The organism is Mesorhizobium sp. WSM1386 (assembly GCF_055901595.1).
Genome location: NZ_CM148373.1, coordinates 5,828,677 through 5,853,040 on the forward strand (window position 1 = coordinate 5,828,677; position 24,364 = coordinate 5,853,040).

The following is a 24,364-nucleotide window of genomic DNA, read 5'->3' on the forward strand; positions in this document are numbered from 1 at the left end:
GCTTGTTGTCATCAGACGAGTTGCGGTCGCCGCTGAGGCGCACCCAGGGAGGATACCAATGAACAGACTGCTTTCCGGCGTGTGCGCCGGCGCATTGATGCTTGCTTTCGGCGCAGGCACCGCCCTTGCCGGCGACCTGCCCGGCAAATTCGAGGGCGTGACCGTCGACGTGAAGCTGATCGGCGGTCAGCAATATGAAAAGCTCTATGAGCGGATCCCGGAATGGGAGAAGGCGACCGGCGCCAAGGTCAACATCCTGACCAAGAAGAACGGCTTCGACATCGACAAGGAGCTCAAGTCCGACATCGCCTCGGGCAGCACCAACTGGTGCGTCGGCTGGAACCATTCCTCCTTCGCGCCGCAATATACCGGCCTCTACATAGATCTCAGCAAATTGCTGCCGAAGGAAGAGATTGACGCCTTCGTGCCGTCGACGATCAAGGCGGCAACCATCGACGGCAAGCTGGAAATGCTGCCGCGTGCCCAGTTCGACGTTTCGGCGCTCTACTACCAGAAGAGCCTCTACGAGAACGCCGACAACAAGGCCAAGTTCAAGGCGAAATACGGCTATGACCTGGTGCCGCCGGACACCTGGAAGGAAGTCACCGACCAGGCCGAGTTCTTTGCCAACCCGCCCAATTTCTACGGTACGCAGTTCGCCGGCAAGGAAGAGGCGATCAATGGCCGCTTCTACGAGATGGTGGTCGCCGAGGGTGGCGAATATCTCGACAAGGACGGCAAGCCCGTCTTCAACTCCGAGGCCGGCATCCGCGCGCTCGACTGGTTCGTCAACCTCTACAAGGCCAAGGCCGTGCCGGCCGGAACGACCAACTACCTGTGGGACGATCTCGGCCAGGGCTTTGCCTCGGGCACCGTCGCCATCAACCTCGACTGGCCAGGCTGGGCCGGCTTCTTCAACGATCCGAAGTCGTCGAAAGTCGCTGGCAATGTCGGCGTGAAAGTCGCGCCGAAAGGGTCTTCCGGCAAGCGCACCGGCTGGTCCGGTTTCCATGGCTTCTCGGTGACCGAAAACTGCCCGAACAAGGAAGCCGCCGCTTCGCTCGTCTGGTGGCTGACCAACGAGGATAGCCAGAAGCTCGAGGCCGCCGCCGGCCCGCTGCCGACCCGCACCGCGGTCTGGGACTGGGACCTGAAGCAGGCCGAGAACGATCCCTATAAGAAGGAGGTTCTCTCCGCCTTCCAGGAAGAGGCCAAGCACGCCTTTGCCGTGCCGCAGACGCCTGAGTGGATCGAGATTTCGAACGCCGTCTATCCGGAGCTGCAGGCGGCGATCCTCGGCGACAAGACCTCCAAGCAGGCGCTGGACGAAGCCGCCGCCAAGGCGACACAAATCCTCCAGGACGCCGGCAAGCTCTAGAACCGTCTCCCAACGCTGCCTCTCCCATCAGGGATGGGGGAGGCGATCGCGCTTCGCCGGCGAGAGCGCTGAACCATCGACGACAGACTTTCCGTTCCCGGCCCGCGTCTGAACAACGGGCGTCCAAAGCAAACACCACAGGATTCTGATGAAGGGCTTCAAGCCATCCGCGCCATTCCTGCTGCTGCTTCCGGCAATGATCGTGCTGGCGGCGGTCGTCGTGGTGCCGTTGCTGCTCTCGCTCTACTCCAGCTTCACGCCCTTCCGCCTGACGCGGCCCGAGACGTTCTTCGTCTTCGTCGGCTTCAGGAACTATCTTTCGATCCTGTCCAACACCGATTTCTGGTGGGCGTTCGGGCGCACGGTCCTCTTGCTGACCATCGCGCTCAATCTCGAAATGCTGCTCGGCCTCGGTCTCGCCATGCTGGTCGAGAAGGCGACACGTGGCCAACGCATCCTGCGCACGCTGATGATGTTTCCGATGATGTTTTCGCCGATCCTCGTCGGCTTCCAGTTCAAGTTCATGTTCAACGACAATATCGGCCTGGTGAACAACGCCTTGCAATCGCTCGGCATCACGCAGGACGCCATACCGTGGCTGATCGAGGGCCATCTCGCCTTCATCGCCATTTCGGTCGCCGAGATCTGGTCCTCGACGGCGATCTTCGCCATCCTGATCCTGGCCGGCCTGCTCGCCATGCCCAAGGAGCCGATCGAGGCGGCGCGTGTCGACGGCTGCACGCCGTGGCAGACATTCCGCTATGTGACGTGGCCTTTCGTGATGCCCTTCGCCTATATCGCCATGACCATCCGCTCGCTCGACGTCGCGCGCGCCTATGACATCGTCAAGATCATGACCGATGGCGGACCGGCGGGCCGAACCGAGCTGCTCTGGACACTGGTGGCGCGCACCGCCTACAGCGACGGCCGTATGGGCATGGCCAACGCCATGGCCTATTTCTCGATCCTGCTGTCGATCGCCTTCACCGTCTATTTCTTCAACAAGCTCGCCGCGGCGCGCACGCAGATCGGTGCGGAGTGGTGAGAATGGACGAGAATTCTTCCGCCCGCCTGAAGCGCCGGCTCATGGGCATCGTCTACCGCATCGGCCTGTTCCTGGCGATGCTGACTATCTGCCTGCCCGGCCTGTGGATCGTGCTGTCGTCGCTACGGCCGACCGTTGAGATCATGGCCAAGCCGCCGGTGTGGATCCCGCAGGAGATTTCGTTCGACGCCTATGTCTCGATGTTCTCGGGCATCGGCAAGGGCGGCATCCCGGTCATCGAGTATTTCCGCAACTCGCTGATCATCTCGGTGACGTCGACGGTGATCGCTGTGGCCATCGGCATGGCCGGCGGCTATGCCTTCGCGCGCTATCGTTTCCGCGGCAAATCGAGCGTCTTCCTCGGCCTGATGCTGACGCGCACCGTGCCGGGCATCGCGCTGTCGCTGCCGCTGTTCTTCCTCTATGTGCGGCTCGGTATCATCGACACGCATTTCGGGCTGATCCTTGCCTATGTCGCGCTCAACGTGCCGTTCACGATCTGGCTGATCGACGGCTTCTTCCGCCAGGTGCCCAAGGACCTCGCGGAAGCCGCGCAGATCGACGGCTGCACGCGCTGGCAGGCGTTCTGGCAGGTCGAGTTCCCGCTCGCCGGGCCGGGCATCGCTTCGGCCGCGATCTTCGCCTTCCTGACCTGCTGGAACGAATTCGCGCTGGCCTCGCAACTGACCCGCTCGGTCAGCGCCAAGACGCTGCCGGTCGGCCTGCTCGACTACACGGCCGAGTTCACCATCGACTGGCGCGGCATGTGCGCGCTTGCCGTGGTGATGATCATCCCGGCGCTCACCCTCACCTATATCGTCCAGAAACACCTTGTCGGCGGCCTGACCTCCGGCGCGGTAAAAGGCTGATCCCATGGCAACGGTTTCCCTCAGCAAGTTGACCAAGCGCTACGGCAATGTCGGGATCGTGCATGGCATCGATCTCGATATCGCCGACCGTGAATTCATCGCGCTGGTCGGCCCCTCCGGCTGCGGCAAGTCGACGACATTGCGTATGATCGCCGGGCTCGAAGAGATCAGCGCCGGCTCGATCGAGATCGGCGGGCGCGTCGTCAACGATTTGCCGCCGCGCTCGCGCAACATCTCGATGGTGTTCCAGTCCTACGCGCTCTACCCGCACATGACCGTGCGCGAGAACCTCGGCTTCTCGCTGAAAATCGCGGGTGCGGCCAAGGAGGACATGGACCGTCGTGTCGCCGAAGCCTCGGCGATCCTCGGGCTCGACACGCTGCTCGACCGCCGCCCGTCGCAACTCTCCGGCGGCCAGCGCCAGCGCGTCGCGATGGGCCGCGCCATCGTGCGCGATCCGGACGTGTTCCTGTTCGACGAGCCGCTTTCCAATCTCGACGCCAAGCTCCGGACTCAGATGCGCACCGAGATCAAGAAGCTGCATGCCAAGGTGCAGTCGACGGTGATCTACGTCACCCACGACCAGGTCGAGGCGATGACGCTGGCCGACCGCATCGTCATCATGCGCGACGGCCATATAGAACAGGTCGGCACGCCGGATGAAGTTTTCCGACGGCCGGCGACGCGGTTCGTTGCCGGCTTCATAGGGTCGCCGCCGATGAACCTGCATGAGGCGACGATCGACGGCGGACAGTTGGTTTTTTCCAGCGGCGAAAAGCTGCCTTTGCCCGGCCAGTTCAAGGCCAATGTCGCCACCGGCGACAAGGTCGTGTTCGGGCTGCGGCCTGACGACATCTATCCGACGGGACATGGTATCAGCTCCGGCAGTGCGGCCGACGTCCACCAGATCGAATTGCCGATCACGGTCACCGAGCCGCTCGGCAATGAGACGCTCGTGTTCGTAGAATTCAACGGCAGCGACTGGGTGTCGCGCATGCTGAATCCGCGACCGCTCAAGCCGGGCGAGCGAGTGGCCATGAGCCTCGACATGTCGCAGGCGCATCTGTTTGCCACCGAGACCGGAAAGACATTGCGGAGCTGACCGATGGCTAGAATCGAAAAGATAGAGCTGCGGATGGTGGACCTTGTGCCCAAGGTCAAGCGCACCGACGCGATCCAGAGTTTCGTCAGCCAGGAAACGCCGATCGTCACCATCACCGATTCCGACGGCGCGGTCGGCACTGGTTACAGCTACACGATCGGCACCGGCGGTTCGTCGGTGATGCGGCTTCTCTCGGACCATCTGGCGCCACGGCTGATCGGCCGCGACCCCGACATGATCGAGGCGATCTGGCACGATCTCGAATTCGCCACGCACGCCACCACCATTGGCGCGATCACCGCCATCGCCATTGCGGCGATCGACACGGCGCTGTGGGACCTCAGGGCGAAGAAGCAGAACCTGCCGCTGTGGAAGCTCGCCGGCGGAGCCAAGGACCGCTGCCCGCTCTACACGACCGAAGGCGGCTGGCTGCACATCGAGACGCAGGCGCTGGTCGACGACGCACTGGCCGCCAAGGCTAGGGGATTTCGCGGTTCGAAGGTGAAGATCGGCAGGCCGCACGGGTCGGAGGATCTTGCCCGCCTGTCGGCAGTGCGCAAGGCGGTTGGCGACGGCTACGAGATCATGACCGACGCCAATCAGGGGTTCTCGGTCGACGAGGCGATCCGCCGCGCGGCAAGGCTGCGCGAGCTTGATCTCGCCTGGATCGAGGAGCCACTGCCGGCCGACGATATCGACGGCCATGTGCGGCTGTCGAACTCGACGCCGACGCCGATCGCCATCGGCGAGTCGCTCTACTCCATCCGCCATTTCCGTGAATATATGCAGAAGGGCGCTTGCTCGATCGTGCAGGTCGATGTCGGCCGCATCGGCGGCATCACACCCTGGCTCAAGATCGCCCATGCGGCGGAAGCCTTCGACATTCCGGTGTGCCCGCATTTCCTGATGGAATTGCATGTCAGCCTGACCTGCGCTGTTCAGAACGGCCGATATGTCGAGTACATTCCGCAGCTCGATGAGTTGACCGGCAAGCGCATGCGCATCGAGGATGGGCATGCGCTGGCACCCGACGAGCCAGGCATTGGCATCGATTGGGACTGGGACGCGGTCAAGACCATGAGCATCGCCGAATTCACCACGGCGATCACCAAATAGGGGAACTGATATGCAGCGGATGGGGATGGTTCTGGGACTGAAGCCGGAAAAGGTCGAGGAGTATGTCCGCCTCCATGCCGCTGTCTGGCCCGACGTGCTGACCATGATCTCGGCCTGCAACATCAAGAATTACTCGATCTACCTGAAGCGGCCGGAGAACCTGCTGTTTTCCTATTTCGAATACCACGGCACCGACTATGCCGCCGACATGGCCAGGATGGCGGCCGACCCGAAGACGCAGGAATGGTGGGCCGTCTGCATGCCATGCCAGGAGCCGCTGGCGACCCGCAAGGAAGGCGAGTGGTGGGCTTCCATGGATGAGGTCTTCCATCATGACTGAAGGCGGTTTCGACCCTGCCTCACTCGTCCAGTCCTGGCCAAAGCCGTCGAAGCCTTGGCCAATCGTCACCTTCGGCGCGGGATCGATCGTCGGCGACGCACATTTCCCGGCCTACAGGAAGGCCGGCTTTCCAGTCGCCGGCCTCTACGATCAGGACCAGGACAAAGCGCGAGCTCTGGCCGAGAAATGGGATGTGAAAGCGTTCCGTTCAGTGGAAGAAGCCGCAGCCATCAACGACGCGGTTTTCGATCTGGCGACACCGCCGGGGCGGCATGCCGAGATTCTGGAAGCCCTGCCCGATGGTGCGATCGCATTGATCCAGAAGCCGATGGGCAACTATCTCGGCGAGGCAACCGAGATCCTCGAAATCTGTCGCGCCAAGAAGCTCAAGGCGGCGGTGAATTTCCAGCTCCGCTTCGCGCCGATGATGCTGGCGCTGAAGGATGCCATCGCCAAGGGCTGGCTCGGCGAGATCGTCGATTTCGATGCCTGGCTGGCGCTGGCGACGCCGTGGGAGCTTTGGGAGTTCCTGCTCAAGGCGCCGCGCGTCGAGATCGCCATGCATTCGATCCACTATCTCGACCTGATCCGGCAAGTGCTCGGCGATCCCAGAGGTGTCCACGCCAAGACGCTCGGCCACCCCAACCATAAGGTGGCGCAGACGCGCACCAGCGCCATTCTGGACTATGGCGATACGGTGCGGTGTGCGCTGTCGATCAACCACGATCACAAATTCGGCCGCCGGCACCAGGCCTGCGAATTCCGCATCTGCGGCACCGAGGGTGCGGCCTATCTCAAGCTCGGCCTCAACCTCGATTATCCCCGGGGCGAGCCGGACGTTCTGGAGATTTACCCCAGGGGCGGAACGGACTGGGTCGCGGTGCCGCTCGCCGGCGAGTGGTTCCCCGACGCCTTCGTCGGGCGCATGGCCAATGTCCAGCGTTTTGCCGCAGGCGAAGACGACGAATTGGTCAGCTCGGTCGAGGACGCCTGGAGCACCATGGCGCTGGTCGAAGCGGCCTACCGTTCGAGCGCAGCGCCGGCAACGCCGATTGCGGAAAGACCCTGATGGAACAGATCCAGTATTTCGAGGACTACGAGATCGGCGCCTCGCGCATCACCAGCGGCCGCACCATCACCGAGACCGACTTCATCGTCCATGCCGGGCATACAGGCGATTTCTTTCCGCACCACATGGATGCCGAGTTCATGAAGACGACGCCGTTCGGCCAGCGCATCGCGCATGGCACGCTGGTGTTCTCGGTCGGCATCGGGCTGACGGCAACCGTCATCAATCCGGTCGCCTTTTCCTATGGATATGACCGCCTGCGCTTCATCAAGCCGGTGTTCATCGGCGACACGATCCGCACGCGCACCACCATCGCTGCCAAAGAGAACGACCCAAAGAGGCCGGGCTCAGGACGGGTGATCGAGCGCTGCGAAGTCATCAACCAACGCGATGAAGTGGTGCTGGCCGCCGACCATATCTACATCGTCGAACGCAAGCCGGCACAGGGCTGAAACCCAAGCCGCTTCCTGTGCGCTAGGACTCTCGCGACATACCGCCGCCCTCTATCGCGTTGACGAGCGTTTCGCTGCCTTCGCGAAGATGCTGGCTCAGAATGCCCACGGCCTTGTTGCCGTCGCGATGCCTGCAGGCGGCCAGCAGGTCGCGGTGTTCTGCCTGCGAGCGGTTGCGATAATCGAGGTTCGACAACAGGATGCGGACATAGCGATCGGCCGCATTGTGGTGCGCTTCGATCAGGCCGAGCAAACGCCGGTTGCCGCAGGCATCATAGAGAGCCAGGTGAAACGTCCGGTTGAGCGCCCCCCATCTGCCGACATTGCGCTCTGCATCGATCTGGTCGAGTGCTTGCCCGGCCTCATCGAGCTTGTCGCCCGACAGGACGGGAACAGCGAGCTGGAGCGCCTCGCATTCGAGCAATTCGCGCACCGCGTAGATCTCTGTGATTTCGGCACTGTCCATTCGGGCCACATGCGCGCCCTTGGTCGGGTGAATGGACACGATGCCCTCGGCCTCCAACTGGCGAAGGGCATCACGGATCGGCATGCGGCTGAAGCCGAACCGTTCGGCCAGATCGTCCTGGCGCAGCGCGGTGCCCGCCTTCAGGGATCCGCTGGCTATGGCTTCGCGCAGGACATTGGCTACCTGCTCCGCCACCGTCTGCGGTCTCTCGATCAGGCCTTCCACAAATCCGCGCAAACGATGCTCCCGCTTCATCCGATATCCAGCCTAATGGAAAACCACTTTTGCGGATATAAGTATCCTTGTGTACAGGACAGCCAGCCTGGCCTCGCCGTTGCTTCGGAAGCGGCATCGTGGCGCGCGCCTATGCCGCGGCGGGTCGCCCACTGGCCGGGGTCGGTACAGCGCCTGCTGGCTCCGCATACCGCATGCGCATGCGCAGGAACGGCGCTTCGATGCAGGTGTAGCTGAGATAGCCGATCGGAATCGTCGCCATGAAGCACAGGCCGGACCAGAGGCAAGCAACATAGAAATTGCTTATGTTCATGACGTTCGTGTTTATAAACGCCGCCAGTTGCATGACGAAAAACAGATGCAGGAGATAGATCGAATAGCTGTAGGCCCCGGCCTTCTCAAGGATCTTGAACGGCAGGCTTGTGCGCTTCCTCGAAAAGCTGGTGTCGTAATAGGCGATGCCGAAAGCATAGGCCGCGGCCTCCAGGGTCGGCAGGATGATCCATATCGGATGCGGCGACGGATAATGCTCCAACTGATAAAATCCGCCGGCGGCATCGAACCGCCAGAAGAAGACCGAGAATGCGACGAGAACGGCTAGCGCCAGCCAGTGCCGATCCTTCGCATAGGCGCGGAGGTGAAAAGCAAGAATGCCGGCCAAAAACTGGTCCACGTGGCCTATGATGGTCCAGGCTGCCGCCGACTGCACCTCGCCGATGTGCACATAGAGCGCCCACCTCAGCAAAATCGCTGCCGCGATGAACAGCAAGGGTGCGAACGGAAACCGCCTGGACGTCATCAGCAGGAACGGCAGCAAAATGTAGAAGTGGGCTTCCACTGTTATCGACCAGCCGCCATTCGGAAGGGTGGGAAAAATCAACCCTTTTCCGACACGGGTGAAGTACTCGCCCGGAGGCTGACCTGCGAGATCCCTACGGCAAGCCTCGATGGCTATTACGGCCAGCAGAAGCGGAAGCAGCCTCAGCGCCCGGTTGGCAAAGAAGGGCAGGTAGCTGACTTGTTTTCCATCAAGAAGCTTGGCGAACAGGTAGCCGGAGAGCGCCATGAACAGCGAAACGCCGGTGATCCCTTCATCCAGAAGGCTGAAGATTGGCAGAGCCGGCACAAAGCCATAGGGGACCGGGCCATCGGGAGACTGGTGAAGAAAATGCCAGGTGAAGACCAGAAAAGCCGCCAGACCGCGAATATGGTCCAGCGCCGGATAATGTTCTCCAGTCGAAGACTTCATGATTCAGACCAACCGCCCTGCGCCCTGGACGATCGTCGCCGCATTGCCTCGCCTGTACCTGAGCCAGCAACGGCACCGCAGCAAGTATACCTCGCCCACGCCTCCTATCTTGCCAGCCTCTCGTTAATTTAGACTTCTACTTGCTGGGAAAATTTAATCCCGACACAGATCGGCGACCGGATGGCCGCCGACCGAAATCGTCGATGTACGACGGCTCTTCAGCCGGGGCTTCCCGCAATGTGCGGACCGTCGCGGTCTACATGCTGTCCGAGCACAATCGCTTTGCTCAATCGACGCGCACGGCCACAACGGCGGCGCAGTCGCCGGCCTTGACCAGCCCGGGAAAATGCCGCGCCGCCAGCATGCCGGACATCTTCGCCCTGATCTCCTGCGGGGCGACACCGGTGCGGCCAACGGGATGGATGCGGGCCAGCACGGCCCCCTTCTCCACGGGCTCGCCGAGATCGACCATGGTTTCGACCATGCCGTCGTCCTCGGCGAAGGAGAAGCAATCGCCCGAGGGCATGTCCAACCACTGTGTTTGGCTCTTCTCGACCGCACCATCGACAATGCCGGCGTGACGCAGCACATTGAGGACGCCGCGTCGCGCGATGCGCACGGTTTGTGCGCGCGAGGTGCCGCCGCCGCCAAGCTCGGTGCTGACGAAGACCTTGCCCATCTCCTCGGCCGCTGTGTCGTACATGCCGACGGCATCGATCTCGATCATGCGCATCGAGAAGGGGGCGGAAAACGCCGCCACCGCGTCGAAAGCTTTCTGCTCCAGCGCCTTGTCGGGCAGAGTGTGCGCGGCGCAAAATGGCGCGAAATCGAGCGTCTTGCCGCCGGAATGAAAGTCGAAGACGATGTCCGCGCGAGGAAGCAGCTCCCGTTGAAAATAGTCGGCGATCTTCTCGGTCACCGTGCCGTCCGGCCGGCCGGGAAAGCTGCGGTTCATGTTCCCCTTGTCGATCGGCGACGTGCGGGTGCCGGCGCGGAAGGCCGGATAATTCATCGCCGGCACGATGATCACCGTGCCGCTGACGGTTTTCGGGTCGAGCGTCCTGGCGAGATCGTAGAGCGCCAGCGGACCCTCATATTCGTCGCCATGGTTGCCGCCGGTCAGCAGGGCCGTCGGTCCATTGCCGTGGCGGATGACGCAGATCGGGATCATCACCGAACCCCAGGCCGAATCGTCGCGGCTGTAGGGCAGGCGCAGAAAGCCATGCTGGACGCCGTCGCGATCGAAATCGACGGTCGGCGCGATCGGAGAAGGGCGAAGACTGGACATCGGTTTCAATCCTTCACCACCAGCTTGCGCGGCACATTGGCCAGGCACTCTACACCGGTTTCGGTGATCAGGATGGATTCGGTGATCTCCAGTCCCATCGTTTCAAGCCAGAGGCCGGTCATGAAATGGAAGGTCATGCCGGGCTTGAGCTCGGTGCGGTCGCCAGGGCGCAGGCTCATGGTGCGTTCGCCCCAGTCCGGCGGATAGGAAAGACCGATCGAGTAGCCGGTGCGATTATCTTTGACGATGCCGTATTTCTTCAGGACGGCGAAGAAGGCATTGGCGATGTCCTCGCAGGCATTGCCGGGCCTGGCGGCAGCGAGGCCGGCTTCCATACCTTCCAGCGTCGCCTTCTCGGCATCGAGGAATTCCTGCGTCGGCTTGCCGAGGAAGACGGTGCGCGACAACGGGCAGTGATAGCGGTTGTAGCAGCCGGCGATCTCGAAGAAGGTGCCCTCGCCTCGCTTCATCGGCTGATCGTCCCAGGTCAGATGCGGCGCCGAGGCGTCAGCGCCCGACGGCAGCAAAGGTACGATAGCCGGATAGTCGCCGCCAATACCGTCGACACCGCGCGTGCCGGCATCATAGATCTCGGCAACGAGATCGCATTTGCGCATGCCGACTTCTATCTTGTCGACAATGCGGTGGTGCATGGCTTCGACGATGCGTGCGGCCTTGCGCATATAGGCGATCTCGGGCGAACTCTTCACCGCGCGCTGCCAGTTGACCAGGGCGGTGGCGTCGACGAAGCGGGCATTGGGCAGATGCTTCTGCAGCGCGGCAAAGGCGGCGGCGGAGAACCAGTAATTGTCCATCTCGACGCCGATGGTGAGCTTGCCCCAGCCGCGATCGGCCAACACGCTGGACAGGAAATCCATTGGGTGCCGCTCGGTCGACTGAACGTAGTGGTCGGCATAGCCGACGATGTTGTCATGGGCGAGATAGGCGGTGCGCTTGGCGCCATTGGCATCCTGGCCGCGACCATACCAGACAGGCTCGCCAGATGGCGGCACGATGACAGCCTGATGCACATAGAACGACCAGCCGTCGTAGCCTGTCAGCCAGGCCATGTTGGACGGGTCGCTGACGATCAAGAGATCGACGCCCTTTGCCTCCATGGCTTTCCGGGTCTTGGCGAGGCGTTCCGCAAATTCGCCGCGCGAGAATTTCAGGTTTGGTTGCATTGTTCTTGATCCTCGTTTGTTGGGCCTGGAGCCTGTTTCAACGTCGTTGAATCCGGCTCTAGGTAACTTTTTGTTCGAGCACGATCTTCTCGGAGAACCGGCTTCCGCTTTTCCGGATCCATGCTCCTGCGGCCAGCATCAGCTTTCGAAAATGGTGCCGGATTTGGCCGTCCGCGCCCGGTCGCGGGCGAGCGTGGCGATCGCCGTGTCCTGCACGCCGGTGCCGGTCAGGTCGGCAATGGTGATGTCGCTGGCTGAGCGACGGCCATGCATTGCGCCGGCGATGATCTGGCCAAGCTCGGTCACCTCGGCATCGGCGGCCATCACGCCCGCCGCGATGGCATGGTGGAGTTCGCCAAGCCGCCGTGTCTGGGGCGCGCTGTCGGCGACATAGAGATCGGCCATACGCAGGATCGCCGGGGCGATCTCGTTCTTGTGCTCGGCGTCCGAACCCATGGCGGTGATGTGCTGGCCGGCGGAAACGAAGCCGGCCTTGATCAACGGCTCGGTCGAGGGCGTGGTGGTGACGATGATGTCGGCGCCGGCAGCGGCCTCGGCCGGGTCGGGTTCGGCACGAACGACAATGCCGAGTTTCTCACTAAAGGCGGCCGCGGTCGCCACTGCCTTGGCGGCATCGCGCGCCCAGATGCGCGCCTCGGTGATCGGCCGCACGAGCTTGAGCGCTTCAAGTTGCAGTCCGGCTTGCACGCCGGCGCCGAAGATCGCGGCGACAGATGCATCGGGACGCGACAGATGCCTGGCCGCGACCGCGCCGGCGGCTGCCGTGCGGACATCGGTGAGATAGCCATTGTCGAGCAGGAGCGCTTCGACCAGACCGGTCCTGGCCGACAGCAGCACCATCATGCCGTTGACGGAGGGCAGGCCGAGCTTCGGATTGTCGAAGAAACCGGGGCTGATCTTGATGGCGAAGCCGTCAATGCCGGGCACATAGGCGGTCTTCACGTCGACCTCGCCGCGATGCTCGGGGATGTCGAGGCGCAGGATCGGCGGCATCGCCACCGGCAAGGTGGCGAGCGCGCGAAAAGCATTCTCGACGCAGGCGACGGCGTCGAGATCCAGCGTCACGATCTGGCGCAGCTCTTTCTCGGTGAGGATCGTCATGCGGCTCATGCGGCGCGCTCCACCATTGCGTCGCCGCAGATGATCTTGCGGTGCGTGTCCATGTCGATGTTGCGGCCCGAAAGCAGAACAAGCACCGGCCCGTCCGCCTTGACCTTGCCGGCGAGCAGAGCAGCGATACCGACCGCGCCGGCGCCTTCGACGATCTCACGCTCCCGCGCATAGGCATGGCGGATGCCCTCGGCGATTTCGTCTTCGCCAAGCAAAATCACATCGTCGAGCAGGTCGCGGCACATGGCGAAGGTCAGCCGGTTGTCGAGGCCGATGCCGCCGCCGAGCGAGTCCGCCAGCGTCGGCAATTCCTCCACCGGCACCGGCCGGCCGGCATCGAGGCTCGCCTTCATCGCCGCGCCGCGTGCCATCGAAACACCGATCACTTTCGTACCGGGGCTGACTCCCTTGACGGCCGCGGCGATGCCCGAGGCCAGGCCGCCACCGGAGAGCTGTACGAGGACGAGAGCGGCATCCGGAACCTGCTCGATCATCTCCAGCCCGAGCGCGCCTTGCCCGGCGATGATCGCGGGATGGTCGAAGGGCGGCAGCATGACCAGGCCCTCTTGCGCCACCAGCCGCTCGACCTCCTGCTGGGCGTCGTCCTGGCTGTTGCCGATGATGCGGATCTCCGCGCCAAGCCGGCGGATTTCGTCGAGCTTGTTGCCGGGCACCAGCCGTGACATGCAGATCACCGCGCGCATGCCTTCGAGCTTCGCTGCATGCGCCAGCGCGCGGCCATGATTGCCGGTCGAGGCCGCGACGACGCCACGCGCTTTCTCCTCGGCACTTAGCGAAGCGACAGCATTCGAGGCGCCGCGCAGCTTGAAGCTGCCGGTGGTCTGGCGGTGCTCGAGCTTGAGGTGAACCGGCACACCCAGTTGCTCGGAGAGACCCGGCGAACGCACGGTCGCGGTGCGCTCGACCTTGCCGGCAATGCGCTCACGCGCGGCACGGATATCTGCAAGAGTGACTGTCGCCATGATCGTCAATCGCGGGGCAAGGGCAGCGTCATCAGACGGCCGAATTCGGGATGGGCTGTCTCATCACCGCAAAGGCGCAGGCAGTTCCAGGCACTCGCCTGGTTGCTGGTCACCACTGGGCGGCCGATCGCCTGTTCCATGCCGGTGACCGCGAGCGCACCGCGTAGCGCCGTGCAGGAGACGAACAGTGCGTCCGCCCGCGCGTGCGTCGCTTCGCGCGCGAGTTCGACAAGCGTTGCCGGTGCGATGCGCGCCATCTCACGATCGTCCTCGAAACCGAGACAGGTGAAGCTGGCGATCTCGAAGCCACGGGCGGCGAAATAAGCCGCCATGGGCCTGGAGGTTTCGACCGTGTAGGGCGTGAGGATACTGATCCGGCGCGCGCCGAACGCGTGCAGCCCGCGCACGCCAGCCATTGGCGGCGTGACGATGGGAACGCCGGGCTTGGCGGCCTGGATCGCCACCTCGATCTCGGCATCACCGATCACCACCGAGGCCGAGGTGCAGGAATAGCAGATGGCGTCCAGCGGCTCGTCGGGCAGGATCAATGCCGCGCCCGCCGTCAGCGCCGGCTGCATCTTGCGCAGGTTCTCCGGCGTTGTCGGATTGGCGTAGGGAATGCGCGCGACATAGACGCCGATGCGCTCGCTCGCCACCATGCGGCGAAAATCCGGCTCACTGGTGTGATCCGTGGCCAGGATGATGAGACCGACGCGGCGCGCCATCGGACGGTCTTCGAGCGCCGGCCGGTTGGGCGCGACCTTGATCTCGGGTAAGGGCTTCATCAATTATCTCTCGATCTTGCCGTAGCGACGTTCCAGCCAGCGCAGCAAGATAACCGAGCAAAGACTGATGGCGAGGAAGAAAGCGCCAACCAGCGTGATCGGCTCGATATAGCGATAGTAGGTGTTGGCGACGCTTTTCGCCTGGTTCATCAGTTCCAGCACGGTGATCGCCGACAGGAGCGGCGTTTCCTTGAACATGGCGATGAAATAGTTGGCCAGTGCCGGGATCATCGGCGGGATGGCCTGCGGAATGATGATATGGCTCCAGGTCTGCCTGCCGCTGAGATTGCACGCCTTGGCGGCCTCCCACTGGCCACGCGGTACATTGTCGATGCCGGCGCGGTAGACCTCGGCCGTGTAGGTGCCGTAGTGCAGCCCGAGCCCGATGACACCGGCGACGAGCGGCGGCAGCAGGATGCCGATGTCAGGCAGCACGTAGAAGATGAAGTAGAGTTGCACGAGAAGCGGCGTGCCGCGGATGAATTCGGCCGCCCAACCGACGGTGCGGGACAATGCCTTGTTGGGCGAGCGGCGCGCCAGCGCGATGCCGAGCCCGACGATCGCCGCCAGCACCGAGCCGAGCAGCGTCGCAAGGATGGTGATCTTCACCCCCTGGATCAGCGTCGGCAGGATCTGCCGGACAAAATCCCAATCCCATTCCATCAGAAAACCCCGGCCATCAGCGAACCCCGGCCATCAGACGCGCACTCCGTCGAGACCGCGCGCCATGCGGCGCTCCAGCGAGCGCACGCCCCACGAAATGAGCAGCGCCAGGATGAAATAGATAATCAGGATGGTGGTGAAGGGCACCATTGTGTTGCCGGTCTGGGCGCGCACCACCTGCGCCTGGAAGGTCAGGTCGGCAAGCGAGATCAGCGAGACGACCGATGTGGCCTTGAGCAGTTCGATGGCGTTGTTGCCGAAGGTCGGCAGCATCACCAGAAACGCCTGGGGCAGGATAACGTGGCGCAAGCCTTGCCAGCGGCCGAGATTGAGCGCGATGCAGGCCTCATGCTGTTCGCGGCCGATCGACTGTACGGCGCCGCGCACAACTTCGGCGGCATAGGCGCCGACATTCAGGCCGAGCGCCAGCACGCCCGCCTGCAGCGGGGTCAGTTCGAAACCCACCAGCGGCAGCACGAAATAAGCGAAGAACAACTGCACGAAGATCGAGGTGCCGCGAAAGAATTCGATATAGGCGGTGGCCAGTGCGCGCAGCGCAAAGAAGCGTGACAGCCGCCCAAGGCCGGCAAGAAAGGCCATGACCAGGGCAAGCACCGACCCCATCAGCGTCAGCTCGATGGTGACAAGCGCTCCCTGCAATATCAGGCCGAAATAGCCGGACCACTGGGTCATTAGGGTTCCAACGTTAGCGGTTAGCTTCCTTCTCCCTGTTTCACGGGGAGAAGATGCCGGCAGGCAGATGAGGGGCAGCGCGAACTTACGAAGGCATGGCGCCGCCCCTCATCCGTCACTTCAGGCCACCTTCTCCCCGTGGACGGGGAGAAGGAAAAAGTGCGCCCTACTTCGCCGCGCAGAGCTTGTCGCGTGTCGTCGACATCGCGGCCGCGGCCGAGAAGCCATAGGGCTCGATGATCTTGGCGAATTCGCCCGACTTCTTCATCTTGGCGAGCTCGACGTCGAAGGCATCGCGCAGCGCCTCGTCACCCTTCTTGAAGGCGGCGCCATCGCAATAGACCGGAGCACCCTGCACCGGCGCGATGACTTCGAGGCTAGGATCGTTGGCTTTCTTCATCAGGTCGTTGATCGACAGAACCGGCAGCGAATAAGCGTCGATGCGGCCGTCCTGCACCATCTTCAGGCCGCTCTGGCCATCCGGGACGACAATGACGCGTTCGCGCGGCACACCAGCGTTGAGCGCCAGCTTCTCTTCGGTGCCGCCACCGGGAGCGCCGATCGTTGCGGACGTGTCCTTGGCGACGTCTTCGTAGCTCTTGAAGCCTTTCGGATTGCCTTTCTTCACCAGCATCGCTTCGGCGTCGCACAGCACCGGCTCGGAATAGGCGACCGCGGCGCAGCGCTCCGGCTTCATGAACAGACCAGCGGTGACGACATCGAAGCGGCCGGCCTGCAGGCCGGGGATCATGGCGCCATATTCCGAGATCGAGGCGACGATGTCGCCAACGCCGAGACGCTTGAAGATCTCGCGCGCCACGTCGGGCGCGGCACCCGAAACCTTGCCATCGGCGGCGACGGCCGTATAGGGCGGCTCATTGGCGATGGCGACACGGGCGAAGCCCTGCGACTTGAGCTGCTCGAGCTTGCTATCGTCGGCTGAACCCGCGGTCGAGGCCGCCAGCACCGCGGTCAGCGCAAGGCCGGCGACGCCGGCCAGAATGCCAAGTTTCTTCATTGTTCCCAACTCCTTGTTTCGTTTTCTTGGTTTGGCTGCGGCAGCAGCGCCGCCGGTTTCTGGTTGATTTCGGGACGGCTTCACAGTCCCGGGCATAACGGTCAGACGCGATGTCCGGCCGCGATGATCTTCTTCAGGAAGCCTTGCGTGCGCTCCTGTTTGGGATGGCGGAAAATCTCATCGGGCTTGCCCTCCTCGACTATTCTGCCGCGATCGAAGAACAGCACCCGGTCGGCGAAATCGTGGGCGAAACCCATTTCGTGCGTAACCAGAAGCATCGTCATGTCGGTCTCGGCGCAGAGCCGCCACAGGACGTTGAGCACCTCCTCGACCAGTTCCGGATCAAGCGCCGACGTCACTTCGTCGAACAGCATGATCTTCGGCTGCAAAGCGAGTGCGCGGGCGATCGCCACACGCTGCTTCTGGCCGCCGGACAGTTGTGCCGGCATGGCCTTGGCCTTGTCGGCCATGCCGACCATATCGAGCAGTTCCATCGCCCGCTTCTCGGCGGCGGCACGCGGCGTGCCCTTGGTCAGCCTCGGCGCCAGCGTCACATTGTCGATGACGCTCTTGTGCGGAAACAGGTTGAAGAGCTGGAAGACCATGCCGATCTTCTGGCGCATCCGGGTCAGATGCCGTTCGTCGGCGGGCAGCAGCTGACCGTTGCGTTCCATGTGGTAGAGTTGTTCGCCCTCGATCTGGATGTGGCCGCCGTCGATGCGTTCCAGGGTCATCAGGATGCGCAGGATCGTCGTCTTGCCCGAGCCGGAAGGCCCGATCAGCGCCAGCTTCTCGCGCGGCATGACCTGCATCGACAGGCCGTCCAGCACCTTGAAGGTGCCGAAGCTCTTCGAAATGGCATCGACCTTGATGATGGGTATGGATGCGGACAAATGAATTTCCCCGTGTTGGAGAAGCCTGTGCCCCTAACGATGCGGAACGCGCCAAATCATGTCAATCAGGAAAATAATATCATGACAATTATTCCGATTGCGCATGTTTTCCGGTCAGTCGAGGCTGATTTTGGTGCACGTCATCGTGCCAAAACGGCTCGCCCTTTTTGGGCGACGTGCTCAGATTGCAAGCAGCAGATGCTCCGGATCGCCAAGCAGCAGCTTTGTGACAACGCCGAGGCCGGCGCGCAGTTCCCCTTCCGTGGTCGAACCCAGTGAGATGCGAACCGCCGGATGCCACGGCGCATCCGAAATGCGGAAGGATGTACCCGGCGCAATCGCCACGCCTCGCAGCCGCGCCTGGGCGACAAAGCTTTCCTCGGCCCGATCGGCCGGCAGTTCCAGCCAGATGTGCAGCCCGTCATGCCGGGCACGATATTTGACCCCGGCTAGCACCTCCGCCGCGATATCCAGCCGCCGCCGCAACGCCGCACGCTGCCAGCGGACGAGCTCAATCGCCGTGCCGTCGGTCACCCATTTGGTGGCGATCTCGGCCACCAGCGGCGTCGCCATCCAGTTCGACACCAGATGCCGGTTGGCAACGGCGGCGACATAGCGGTCGGGCGCGGCGAGATAGCCGATGCGCAGGCCGGGCACGGTGATCTTGGTGAAGGAGGTGACGTAAAGCGTGCGTTCCGGGGCGAAAGCGGCGACCGGCGGCGGCCGATCCTCGACCAGCGGACCCAGCACATCATTCTCGATGATGGCGATGTCGTGCTTGCGGGCGACCGCCGCGATCTCTTCGCGCCGCCGCGCGTCCATCAGGGTCGCCGTCGGGTTGATCACCGAGGGCTGCACGAACACCGCGCGGATGTCGGAGAGCCGACAGGCTTCGTCCAGCGCTTCGGGAATCAGGCCATTGCCGTCGATGGGCAGGCCTTCGAGGTTGAAGCCGAGATAGCGCGCCAGCGGCACCAGCGTGTGGTGGCCGATCGCCTCCGTGGCAACCGTCGAGCCCGGCGGCGCAACGCTCATCAGCGCCACGGTCATGCCGGCGGTAGCGCCATTGGTCAGGCTGATGTTCTGTGGCGAGGCATCGAGGCCGCACAGCTTCAGCCATTCGACCGCCACGGCCCGGTGACGTGGAAACACCATGTTGGGCCGGAACGACAGCGCCGAACTCGACGGCAGGTTCTCGGCCAGCCATCCCAGCGCCTGCTTCAGCCGCTCCAGATGCATCGGCTCGCAGACCGGCTTCAGGATCGAAAGGTCGATGACCTCGCCCAGGCGTTCGGGCAGATAGGGCGGCTCCGGTTCTCGGCGCTGCGTCTGGACGAAACTGCCACGGCCGATCTCGCCCGAGATCAGGCCGCGCCGGATCAATTCCTCATAGGCGCGGCTGACCGTCTGCACCGAGAGCTTTAGATCGTCGGCCAGCCGGCGATGCGTCGGCAGCCGGGAGCCATTGGCTAGGCGTCCGTCATGAATGGCGCGCGCGAACTGGTCGGCCAGCGACTGATAGGCCGGCCGCCGGATGAGCGTGGGATCGGGTTGCCACAATGTCATGACTTATTAGAGATCGAAATCAGTGCAATTGACAATCGAAATAATGCGCCGTCATGGTACTGGCGACGAAAAAGTGGGCCGTGATGACTGCTGCGAAACTCGACGCGATCGATCTCAAAATCCTCGACGCCATCCAGCGCGACGGCCGCATCACCAAGCTGGCGCTGGCCGAGCAGGTCGGCCTGTCGCCGACGCCATGCTGGATGCGGCTGCGCAAGCTGGAGAAGGCGGGCATCGTCTCGGGCTACCATGCCCGAATCGCCATGCGTGTCGTGGCGCCCGTCGCGACCGTGCTGATGGAGGTGACGCTGGCCAGCCATCGACAGGCCGATTTCGACCGCTTCGAACGCGTCGTCCGTGACATCCCCGAGATCGTCGCCTGCTGGTCGGTAGGGGGCGGCGTCGATTACGTGCTGAAGGTGATGGCGCGCGACATCGACGCCTATCAGCGGCTAGTCGATGGCCTGCTCGATCGCGAGATCGGCATCGATCGCTACTTCACCTATATCGTCATCAAGACGGTGAAGGACGAGATCGCGCTTCCGATAGCCGACCTTTTGCCGGCATCGCCGTAGCGCGGAGAGATCGTCTGCCCGACCGTCGCAATAGAGAGACTCTCTCTATCAGCATGCGCCCAAACAGCCTCTCTGTCTGCCCGCGATCGATAATCTCCTCGCATCAGACCGAACCGGGAGGCTTCGACCATGTCCGCGCATTTTGCCCGCTCGCATCGCCATGAAGCGCTCGACCGCCTTGCCGACCGCCGGCTGCTGCGCGAGCTCGCCTATGTCGACGGCCACTGGACGGCAAGCGAGGCCGCTGAAAGCTTCGAAGTCACCGATCCGGCCACCGGCACCACCGTCGCTTTCGTGGCCGCGCTTGACGCGCGCCAGACGACAAAAGCGATCGATGCCGCGGCGCGCGCTTTTCCGGCCTGGCGGGCGCTGCTGCCGCAAGAGCGCTCGAAAATCCTGCGGAAATGGTTCGAGCTGATCATCGCCGCGAAAGACGATCTTGCCCTGCTGATGACGCTGGAACAGGGCAAGCCGCTGCGGGAGTCGATTGGTGAAATCGACTATGCCGCCTCCTTCGTCGAGTGGTACGCCGAGGAAGCAAAACGCCTCAACGCCGAGAGCGTCACAAGCCATCTGCCGAACGCGGAAATGATGGTGCGGCGTGAACCGCTCGGTGTCGTCGGTGTGGTGACGCCGTGGAATTTCCCGTCGGCCATGCTGACCCGCAAGGCGGCGGCGGCACTGGCCGCCGGCTGCACAATCGTTGCGCATCCGTCCTCGGAGACGCCGCTGTCGGCGCTGGCGCTGGCGGAACTCGGCGAGCGCGCCGGCCTGCCCGCCGGCGTCTTCAACATCATCACCGGCAAGGCCGCGACGATTGTCGGCCGCATGTGCGAGGATCCACGCGTTCGCGCCATGAGCTTCACCGGTTCGACCGAGATCGGCAGGCTGATCGCCGCACAGAGTGCACCGACGATGAAGCGCCTGGTGATGGAGCTTGGCGGCCACGCGCCGCTGATCGTCTTTGCCGATGCCGATCTGGACAAGGCGGTGAGCATCGCCATCGACGCCAAATTCGCCACTTCGGGTCAGGATTGCCTGGCCGCGAACCGCATCTATGTCCAGCGCCCGATCCATGATCGCTTCTGCGCCGCCTTCGCCAGGCGCATCGAAACATTGCGGACCGGCAACGGCCTTACTCAGGAAACCGACATCGGGCCGCTGATGCATGAGCGCGCCGTCACCAAGGTCGAGGAGCAGGTCGCCGATGCCATCGCCCACGGCGCGCGCTGCCTTGTCGGCGGCAAGCGGCATCAGGCCGGGCCGCTGTTCTACCAGCCGACATTGCTGGCCGATGTGCCCGACGAGGCGCTGATCATGCGCGAGGAAACCTTCGGCCCGGTTGCCGCCGTCACACCTTTCGACAGCGAGGACGAGGTGATCGCCCGCGCCAATGCCACCGAATACGGCCTCGTCGCCTATGTCGTGACCGAGAACGGCGGCCGCCAGCAACGCATGGGCCGCGCGCTCGACTACGGCATGATTGCCGTCAACCGCGTCAAGATTACCGGCGCGCCGATCCCGTTCGGCGGCGTCAAGCAATCCGGTATCGGCCGCGAGGGCTCGCGCCACGGGCTCGAAGCTTTCACCGATCTGAAATATCTCTGCCTGGACGTCGCATAAGACGTATCGATATTCAGGTGATGCCGTCCTGCAAATGGCCTGGCCTGAATCTCAACACATCTTAAGTCGCGTCCAGCCATCCCTTAAGGAGTCAAAAAATGCTCGATCAGTCCAACGAACTCGCCGCCTGGGATCGCGATCACTTCTTCCATCCCTCGACGCATATGGGCACGCACGCGCGGGGCGAATCGCCGACGCGCATCATGGCCGGCGGCGAAGGGGTCACCGTCTGGGACAACAATGGCAGGAAGAGCATCGACGCCTTCGCCGGCCTCTATTGCGTCAATGTCGGCTATGGCCGCCAGAAGATCGCCGATGCCATCGCCACCCAGGCCAGGAACCTCGCCTACTACCATGCCTATGTCGGGCACGGCACCGAGGCCTCGATCACGCTGTCCAAGATGATCATCGACCGCTCGCCCAAGGGCATGTCGAGGGTCTATTTCGGCCTCTCCGGTTCGGACGCCAACGAAACCAACATCAAGCTGATCTGGTACTACAACAATGTGCTTGGCCGGCCGGAGAAGAAGAAGATCATCTCGCGCTGGCGTGGTTATCACGGCTCGGGCGTGATGACCGGATCGCTGACCGGGCTTGATCTCTTCCACAACGCCTTCGACCTGCCGCGCGCGCCGATCCTGCACACCGAGGCGCCCTATTACTTCCGCCGCGCCGACCGCTCGATGAGCGAGGAGCAGTTCTCGCAACATTGCGCCGACAAGCTCGAGGAAATGATCCTGGCCGAAGGCCCCGAGACCGTCGCCGCTTTCATCGGCGAGCCGATCCTCGGCACCGGCGGCATCGTGCCGCCGCCCGCCGGCTATTGGGAAAAGATCCAGGCCGTGCTGAAAAAGTACGACGTGCTTCTGGTCGCGGATGAAGTGGTGACGGGCTTCGGCCGGCTGGGCACCATGTTCGGTTCCGACCATTACGGCATCAAGCCCGACCTGATCACCATCGCCAAGGGCTTGACCTCGGCCTATGCGCCGCTGTCGGGCGTCATCGTCGCCGACAAGATGTGGCAGGTGCTGGTGCAGGGTTCCGACAAGCTCGGTTCGCTCGGCCATGGCTGGACCTATTCGGCGCATCCGATCTGCGTTGCCGCCGGCGTCGCCAATCTCGAACTGATCGACGAGATGGATCTGGTGACGAATGCCCGCGAGACCGGCGCCTATTTCCGTGCCGAACTGGCCAAGGCCGTCGGCGGCCACAAAAATGTCGGCGACGTGCGCGGCGACGGCATGCTGGCGGCGGTCGAGTTCGTCGCCGACAAGGACGACCGGGTGTTCTTCGACGTCTCGCGGAAAATCGGTCCGCAGGTGGCAACGGCACTTGCCGCCAGCGGTGTCATCGGCCGTGCGATGCCACAGGGCGATATTCTCGGTTTTGCGCCGCCGCTCTGCCTGACCCGCGATGAAGCCGACGTCGTCGTCTCCAGGACCGCCGATGCGGTGAACAGCGTTTTTGCCAATCTCTGAAATCGACCCATGAATGCCATGACCAGAACCCTTCCCGCCACCATGGCCGCCGTGCTGCTCACCGGGCACGGCGGACCGGAAAAGCTCGTCTACCGCACCGATGTGAAAGTGCCCGCGCCTGCCCCCGGCGAAGTGCTGGTGAAAGTCAGCGCCTGCGGGATGAACAACACCGATGTCTGGGTGCGCCAGGGCGCCTATGGCACGGAAGAGGACGCCGCCGCCGTGTCGACCTGGCGGCGCCAGGGCAACACGCTGACCTTTCCGCGCGTCCAGGGCACCGACACGGTGGGCACCATCGCTGCCGTCGGCGAAGGCGTCTCGCCGGATCGTGTCGGTGAACGGGTGATGGTCGATTTTTCCATCTACAACCGCGACGACGATTCACTGGCCGACATCGACTATATGGGACACGGCCGCGATGGCGGTTACGCCGAATACCAGACCGTGCCGGCCGAAAATGCGCATGTCGTCGATACGGAGATGAGCGATGTCGAACTCGCCACCTTCTGCTGCGCCTACCTTACCGGCGAACAGATGCTGGAACGCGCCGGCCTGAAAGCCGGCGAGCGCGTGCTGGTCACGGGCGCCTCGGGCGGCGTCGGCTCCGGCATCGTGCAGTTGGCACGGGCGCGCGGCGCCATCCCCTATGCCGTCGTCGGCAAAGGCAAGGAGCAGGCGGTGCGCGACATCGGCGCCGAGGCCGTCATCACCCGTGGCGTCGCCAACCTGCCGCAAGCCGTGGCCGAGGCGACCGGCGGCAAGCCGATCGACGTGGTGGCCGACCTCGTCGGCGGCGCGATCTTCAACGACCTGCTGCGCATCCTGAGGCCCGAGGGGCGCTATACCACCGCAGGCGCGATCGCCGGTCCGGTCGTGCAGCTCGATCTCAGGACCATGTACCTCAAGCAGCTGCAACTGCACGGCTCGAGCCAGGGCACGCGCGCCGATTTTCGCCGCATCGTCGGATATATCGAGGCGAAAAAAATCCGGCCGCTGGTCGGCGGCGTCTACAGGCTGTCCGATTTCCATCGCGCGCAGGCCGATTTCATCGCCAAGGATTTCGTCGGCAAGCTGGTGGTGGTGCCCGACGCGGTCGCGGAGCGATCGACGTAGTTCCCGAAATCCGGGCATCCTCGCTTCTGCCGTCCTCCCACCGCTGCCATA

At 63.4% G+C, this 24,364-nt stretch carries 24 protein-coding genes; 12 read left to right on the top strand and 12 right to left on the bottom strand.

What is annotated here, in order from left to right:
• The first annotated feature begins 58 nt into the window (after positions 1 to 58).
• The 8 genes from AC0NIH_RS28565 (at position 59) to AC0NIH_RS28600 (ending at position 7,371) form a co-directional block, all read left to right on the top strand.
• A complete protein-coding gene (locus AC0NIH_RS28565) occupies positions 59 to 1,378 on the top strand; it encodes an ABC transporter substrate-binding protein (protein ID WP_473464060.1) in 1,320 nt (439 codons plus the stop codon).
• 148 nt (positions 1,379 to 1,526) lie between these two features.
• On the top strand, positions 1,527 to 2,423 hold the full coding sequence (locus AC0NIH_RS28570; RefSeq protein ID WP_224729338.1) for a carbohydrate ABC transporter permease: 897 nt from the start codon (positions 1,527 to 1,529) through the stop codon (positions 2,421 to 2,423).
• Between the two features lie 2 nt (positions 2,424 to 2,425).
• Positions 2,426 to 3,292, top strand: a complete 867-nt coding sequence (locus tag AC0NIH_RS28575; protein WP_224685970.1) for a carbohydrate ABC transporter permease — start codon at positions 2,426 to 2,428, stop codon at positions 3,290 to 3,292.
• A gap of 4 nt (positions 3,293 to 3,296) precedes the next feature.
• The gene (locus tag AC0NIH_RS28580) at positions 3,297 to 4,394 is read left to right on the top strand and encodes an ABC transporter ATP-binding protein (RefSeq protein ID WP_473464056.1); all 1,098 of its coding nucleotides are present in this window, start codon (positions 3,297 to 3,299) and stop codon (positions 4,392 to 4,394) included.
• 3 nt (positions 4,395 to 4,397) lie between these two features.
• On the top strand, positions 4,398 to 5,510 hold the full coding sequence (locus AC0NIH_RS28585; protein WP_473464054.1) for a mandelate racemase/muconate lactonizing enzyme family protein: 1,113 nt from the start codon (positions 4,398 to 4,400) through the stop codon (positions 5,508 to 5,510).
• A gap of 10 nt (positions 5,511 to 5,520) precedes the next feature.
• Positions 5,521 to 5,850 (top strand): L-rhamnose mutarotase, encoded by a 330-nt coding sequence (locus tag AC0NIH_RS28590; protein ID WP_473464051.1) that lies wholly within the window; start codon positions 5,521 to 5,523, stop codon positions 5,848 to 5,850.
• Positions 5,843 to 6,919, top strand: coding sequence for a Gfo/Idh/MocA family protein (locus AC0NIH_RS28595; protein WP_473464049.1), 1,077 nt, complete (start codon positions 5,843 to 5,845; stop codon positions 6,917 to 6,919). Before AC0NIH_RS28590 ends, AC0NIH_RS28595 begins: the two co-directional genes overlap by 8 nt.
• A complete protein-coding gene (locus AC0NIH_RS28600) occupies positions 6,919 to 7,371 on the top strand; it encodes a MaoC/PaaZ C-terminal domain-containing protein (protein WP_352710221.1) in 453 nt (150 codons plus the stop codon). Before AC0NIH_RS28595 ends, AC0NIH_RS28600 begins: the two co-directional genes overlap by 1 nt.
• A 22-nt stretch (positions 7,372 to 7,393) precedes the next feature.
• Here AC0NIH_RS28600 and AC0NIH_RS28605 read toward each other — a convergent pair whose 3' ends face one another.
• From AC0NIH_RS28605 to ehuR, 12 genes are all read right to left on the bottom strand, one after another.
• Entirely contained in the window at positions 7,394 to 8,074 is a 681-nt protein-coding gene (locus tag AC0NIH_RS28605) for a GntR family transcriptional regulator (RefSeq protein ID WP_352710220.1), read from the bottom strand.
• 127 nt (positions 8,075 to 8,201) lie between these two features.
• A complete protein-coding gene (locus tag AC0NIH_RS28610) occupies positions 8,202 to 9,320 on the bottom strand; it encodes an acyltransferase family protein (protein ID WP_473464046.1) in 1,119 nt (372 codons plus the stop codon).
• Between the two features lie 286 nt (positions 9,321 to 9,606).
• Complete coding sequence (doeB, locus tag AC0NIH_RS28615; protein ID WP_473464043.1) at positions 9,607 to 10,608, bottom strand: N(2)-acetyl-L-2,4-diaminobutanoate deacetylase DoeB; 1,002 nt, start codon at positions 10,606 to 10,608, stop codon at positions 9,607 to 9,609.
• Between the two features lie 5 nt (positions 10,609 to 10,613).
• Positions 10,614 to 11,792, bottom strand: a complete 1,179-nt coding sequence (gene doeA / locus AC0NIH_RS28620) for an ectoine hydrolase DoeA (RefSeq protein ID WP_473464041.1) — start codon at positions 11,790 to 11,792, stop codon at positions 10,614 to 10,616.
• Positions 11,793 to 11,930: 138 nt separating this feature from the next.
• The gene (eutC, locus tag AC0NIH_RS28625) at positions 11,931 to 12,923 is read right to left on the bottom strand and encodes an ectoine utilization protein EutC (protein WP_473464038.1); all 993 of its coding nucleotides are present in this window, start codon (positions 12,921 to 12,923) and stop codon (positions 11,931 to 11,933) included.
• Positions 12,920 to 13,906, bottom strand: coding sequence for a hydroxyectoine utilization dehydratase EutB (gene eutB, locus AC0NIH_RS28630; RefSeq protein ID WP_473464035.1), 987 nt, complete (start codon positions 13,904 to 13,906; stop codon positions 12,920 to 12,922). The genes eutC and eutB overlap by 4 nt, the downstream gene beginning before the upstream one ends.
• Positions 13,907 to 13,911: 5 nt before the next feature.
• On the bottom strand, positions 13,912 to 14,691 hold the full coding sequence (eutA, locus tag AC0NIH_RS28635) for an ectoine utilization protein EutA (protein ID WP_473464032.1): 780 nt from the start codon (positions 14,689 to 14,691) through the stop codon (positions 13,912 to 13,914).
• A 3-nt stretch (positions 14,692 to 14,694) separates the two neighbouring features.
• Complete coding sequence (gene ehuD / locus AC0NIH_RS28640) at positions 14,695 to 15,354, bottom strand: ectoine/hydroxyectoine ABC transporter permease subunit EhuD (RefSeq protein WP_013896966.1); 660 nt, start codon at positions 15,352 to 15,354, stop codon at positions 14,695 to 14,697.
• 33 nt (positions 15,355 to 15,387) lie between these two features.
• Positions 15,388 to 16,047 (bottom strand): ectoine/hydroxyectoine ABC transporter permease subunit EhuC, encoded by a 660-nt coding sequence (ehuC, locus tag AC0NIH_RS28645; RefSeq protein WP_140572843.1) that lies wholly within the window; start codon positions 16,045 to 16,047, stop codon positions 15,388 to 15,390.
• 166 nt (positions 16,048 to 16,213) lie between these two features.
• A complete protein-coding gene (gene ehuB, locus AC0NIH_RS28650; protein ID WP_023777129.1) occupies positions 16,214 to 17,065 on the bottom strand; it encodes an ectoine/hydroxyectoine ABC transporter substrate-binding protein EhuB in 852 nt (283 codons plus the stop codon).
• Between the two features lie 101 nt (positions 17,066 to 17,166).
• Positions 17,167 to 17,958 (bottom strand): ectoine/hydroxyectoine ABC transporter ATP-binding protein EhuA, encoded by a 792-nt coding sequence (gene ehuA, locus AC0NIH_RS28655; protein WP_473464028.1) that lies wholly within the window; start codon positions 17,956 to 17,958, stop codon positions 17,167 to 17,169.
• Between the two features lie 180 nt (positions 17,959 to 18,138).
• The gene (gene ehuR / locus AC0NIH_RS28660; protein ID WP_473464025.1) at positions 18,139 to 19,524 is read right to left on the bottom strand and encodes a MocR-like ectoine utilization transcription factor EhuR; all 1,386 of its coding nucleotides are present in this window, start codon (positions 19,522 to 19,524) and stop codon (positions 18,139 to 18,141) included.
• Positions 19,525 to 19,607: 83 nt separating this feature from the next.
• On the opposite strand from ehuR, the gene AC0NIH_RS28665 reads away from it, so the two are divergent.
• The 4 genes from AC0NIH_RS28665 (at position 19,608) to AC0NIH_RS28680 (ending at position 24,313) form a co-directional block, all read left to right on the top strand.
• Entirely contained in the window at positions 19,608 to 20,099 is a 492-nt protein-coding gene (locus AC0NIH_RS28665) for an Lrp/AsnC family transcriptional regulator (RefSeq protein ID WP_041165110.1), read from the top strand.
• Positions 20,100 to 20,228: 129 nt separating this feature from the next.
• Positions 20,229 to 21,722, top strand: coding sequence for an NAD-dependent succinate-semialdehyde dehydrogenase (locus AC0NIH_RS28670; RefSeq protein ID WP_473464023.1), 1,494 nt, complete (start codon positions 20,229 to 20,231; stop codon positions 21,720 to 21,722).
• Positions 21,723 to 21,820: 98 nt separating this feature from the next.
• A complete protein-coding gene (locus tag AC0NIH_RS28675; RefSeq protein ID WP_473464020.1) occupies positions 21,821 to 23,200 on the top strand; it encodes an aminotransferase in 1,380 nt (459 codons plus the stop codon).
• A 9-nt stretch (positions 23,201 to 23,209) separates the two neighbouring features.
• Entirely contained in the window at positions 23,210 to 24,313 is a 1,104-nt protein-coding gene (locus AC0NIH_RS28680; RefSeq protein WP_473464018.1) for an alcohol dehydrogenase family protein, read from the top strand.
• The last annotated feature ends 51 nt before the right edge of the window (positions 24,314 to 24,364 follow it).

What these genes read in the sequence shown, in the direction of transcription:
- AC0NIH_RS28565 (WP_473464060.1), top strand. Translation starts at nt 59, where the DNA reads ATGAACAGACTGCTTTCCGGCGTGTGCGCCGGCGCATTGATGCTTGCT.
- AC0NIH_RS28570 (WP_224729338.1), top strand. Translation starts at nt 1,527, where the DNA reads ATGAAGGGCTTCAAGCCATCCGCGCCATTCCTGCTGCTGCTTCCGGCA.
- AC0NIH_RS28575 (WP_224685970.1), top strand. Translation starts at nt 2,426, where the DNA reads ATGGACGAGAATTCTTCCGCCCGCCTGAAGCGCCGGCTCATGGGCATC.
- AC0NIH_RS28580 (WP_473464056.1), top strand. Translation starts at nt 3,297, where the DNA reads ATGGCAACGGTTTCCCTCAGCAAGTTGACCAAGCGCTACGGCAATGTC.
- AC0NIH_RS28585 (WP_473464054.1), top strand. Translation starts at nt 4,398, where the DNA reads ATGGCTAGAATCGAAAAGATAGAGCTGCGGATGGTGGACCTTGTGCCC.
- AC0NIH_RS28590 (WP_473464051.1), top strand. Translation starts at nt 5,521, where the DNA reads ATGCAGCGGATGGGGATGGTTCTGGGACTGAAGCCGGAAAAGGTCGAG.
- AC0NIH_RS28595 (WP_473464049.1), top strand. Translation starts at nt 5,843, where the DNA reads ATGACTGAAGGCGGTTTCGACCCTGCCTCACTCGTCCAGTCCTGGCCA.
- AC0NIH_RS28600 (WP_352710221.1), top strand. Translation starts at nt 6,919, where the DNA reads ATGGAACAGATCCAGTATTTCGAGGACTACGAGATCGGCGCCTCGCGC.
- AC0NIH_RS28610 (WP_473464046.1), bottom strand. Translation starts at nt 9,320, where the DNA reads ATGAAGTCTTCGACTGGAGAACATTATCCGGCGCTGGACCATATTCGC.
- doeB (WP_473464043.1), bottom strand. Translation starts at nt 10,608, where the DNA reads ATGTCCAGTCTTCGCCCTTCTCCGATCGCGCCGACCGTCGATTTCGAT.
- doeA (WP_473464041.1), bottom strand. Translation starts at nt 11,792, where the DNA reads ATGCAACCAAACCTGAAATTCTCGCGCGGCGAATTTGCGGAACGCCTC.
- eutC (WP_473464038.1), bottom strand. Translation starts at nt 12,923, where the DNA reads ATGAGCCGCATGACGATCCTCACCGAGAAAGAGCTGCGCCAGATCGTG.
- eutB (WP_473464035.1), bottom strand. Translation starts at nt 13,906, where the DNA reads ATGGCGACAGTCACTCTTGCAGATATCCGTGCCGCGCGTGAGCGCATT.
- eutA (WP_473464032.1), bottom strand. Translation starts at nt 14,691, where the DNA reads ATGAAGCCCTTACCCGAGATCAAGGTCGCGCCCAACCGGCCGGCGCTC.
- ehuD (WP_013896966.1), bottom strand. Translation starts at nt 15,354, where the DNA reads ATGGAATGGGATTGGGATTTTGTCCGGCAGATCCTGCCGACGCTGATC.
- ehuC (WP_140572843.1), bottom strand. Translation starts at nt 16,047, where the DNA reads ATGACCCAGTGGTCCGGCTATTTCGGCCTGATATTGCAGGGAGCGCTT.
- ehuB (WP_023777129.1), bottom strand. Translation starts at nt 17,065, where the DNA reads ATGAAGAAACTTGGCATTCTGGCCGGCGTCGCCGGCCTTGCGCTGACC.
- ehuR (WP_473464025.1), bottom strand. Translation starts at nt 19,524, where the DNA reads ATGACATTGTGGCAACCCGATCCCACGCTCATCCGGCGGCCGGCCTAT.
- AC0NIH_RS28665 (WP_041165110.1), top strand. Translation starts at nt 19,608, where the DNA reads ATGACTGCTGCGAAACTCGACGCGATCGATCTCAAAATCCTCGACGCC.
- AC0NIH_RS28670 (WP_473464023.1), top strand. Translation starts at nt 20,229, where the DNA reads ATGTCCGCGCATTTTGCCCGCTCGCATCGCCATGAAGCGCTCGACCGC.
- AC0NIH_RS28675 (WP_473464020.1), top strand. Translation starts at nt 21,821, where the DNA reads ATGCTCGATCAGTCCAACGAACTCGCCGCCTGGGATCGCGATCACTTC.
- AC0NIH_RS28680 (WP_473464018.1), top strand. Translation starts at nt 23,210, where the DNA reads ATGAATGCCATGACCAGAACCCTTCCCGCCACCATGGCCGCCGTGCTG.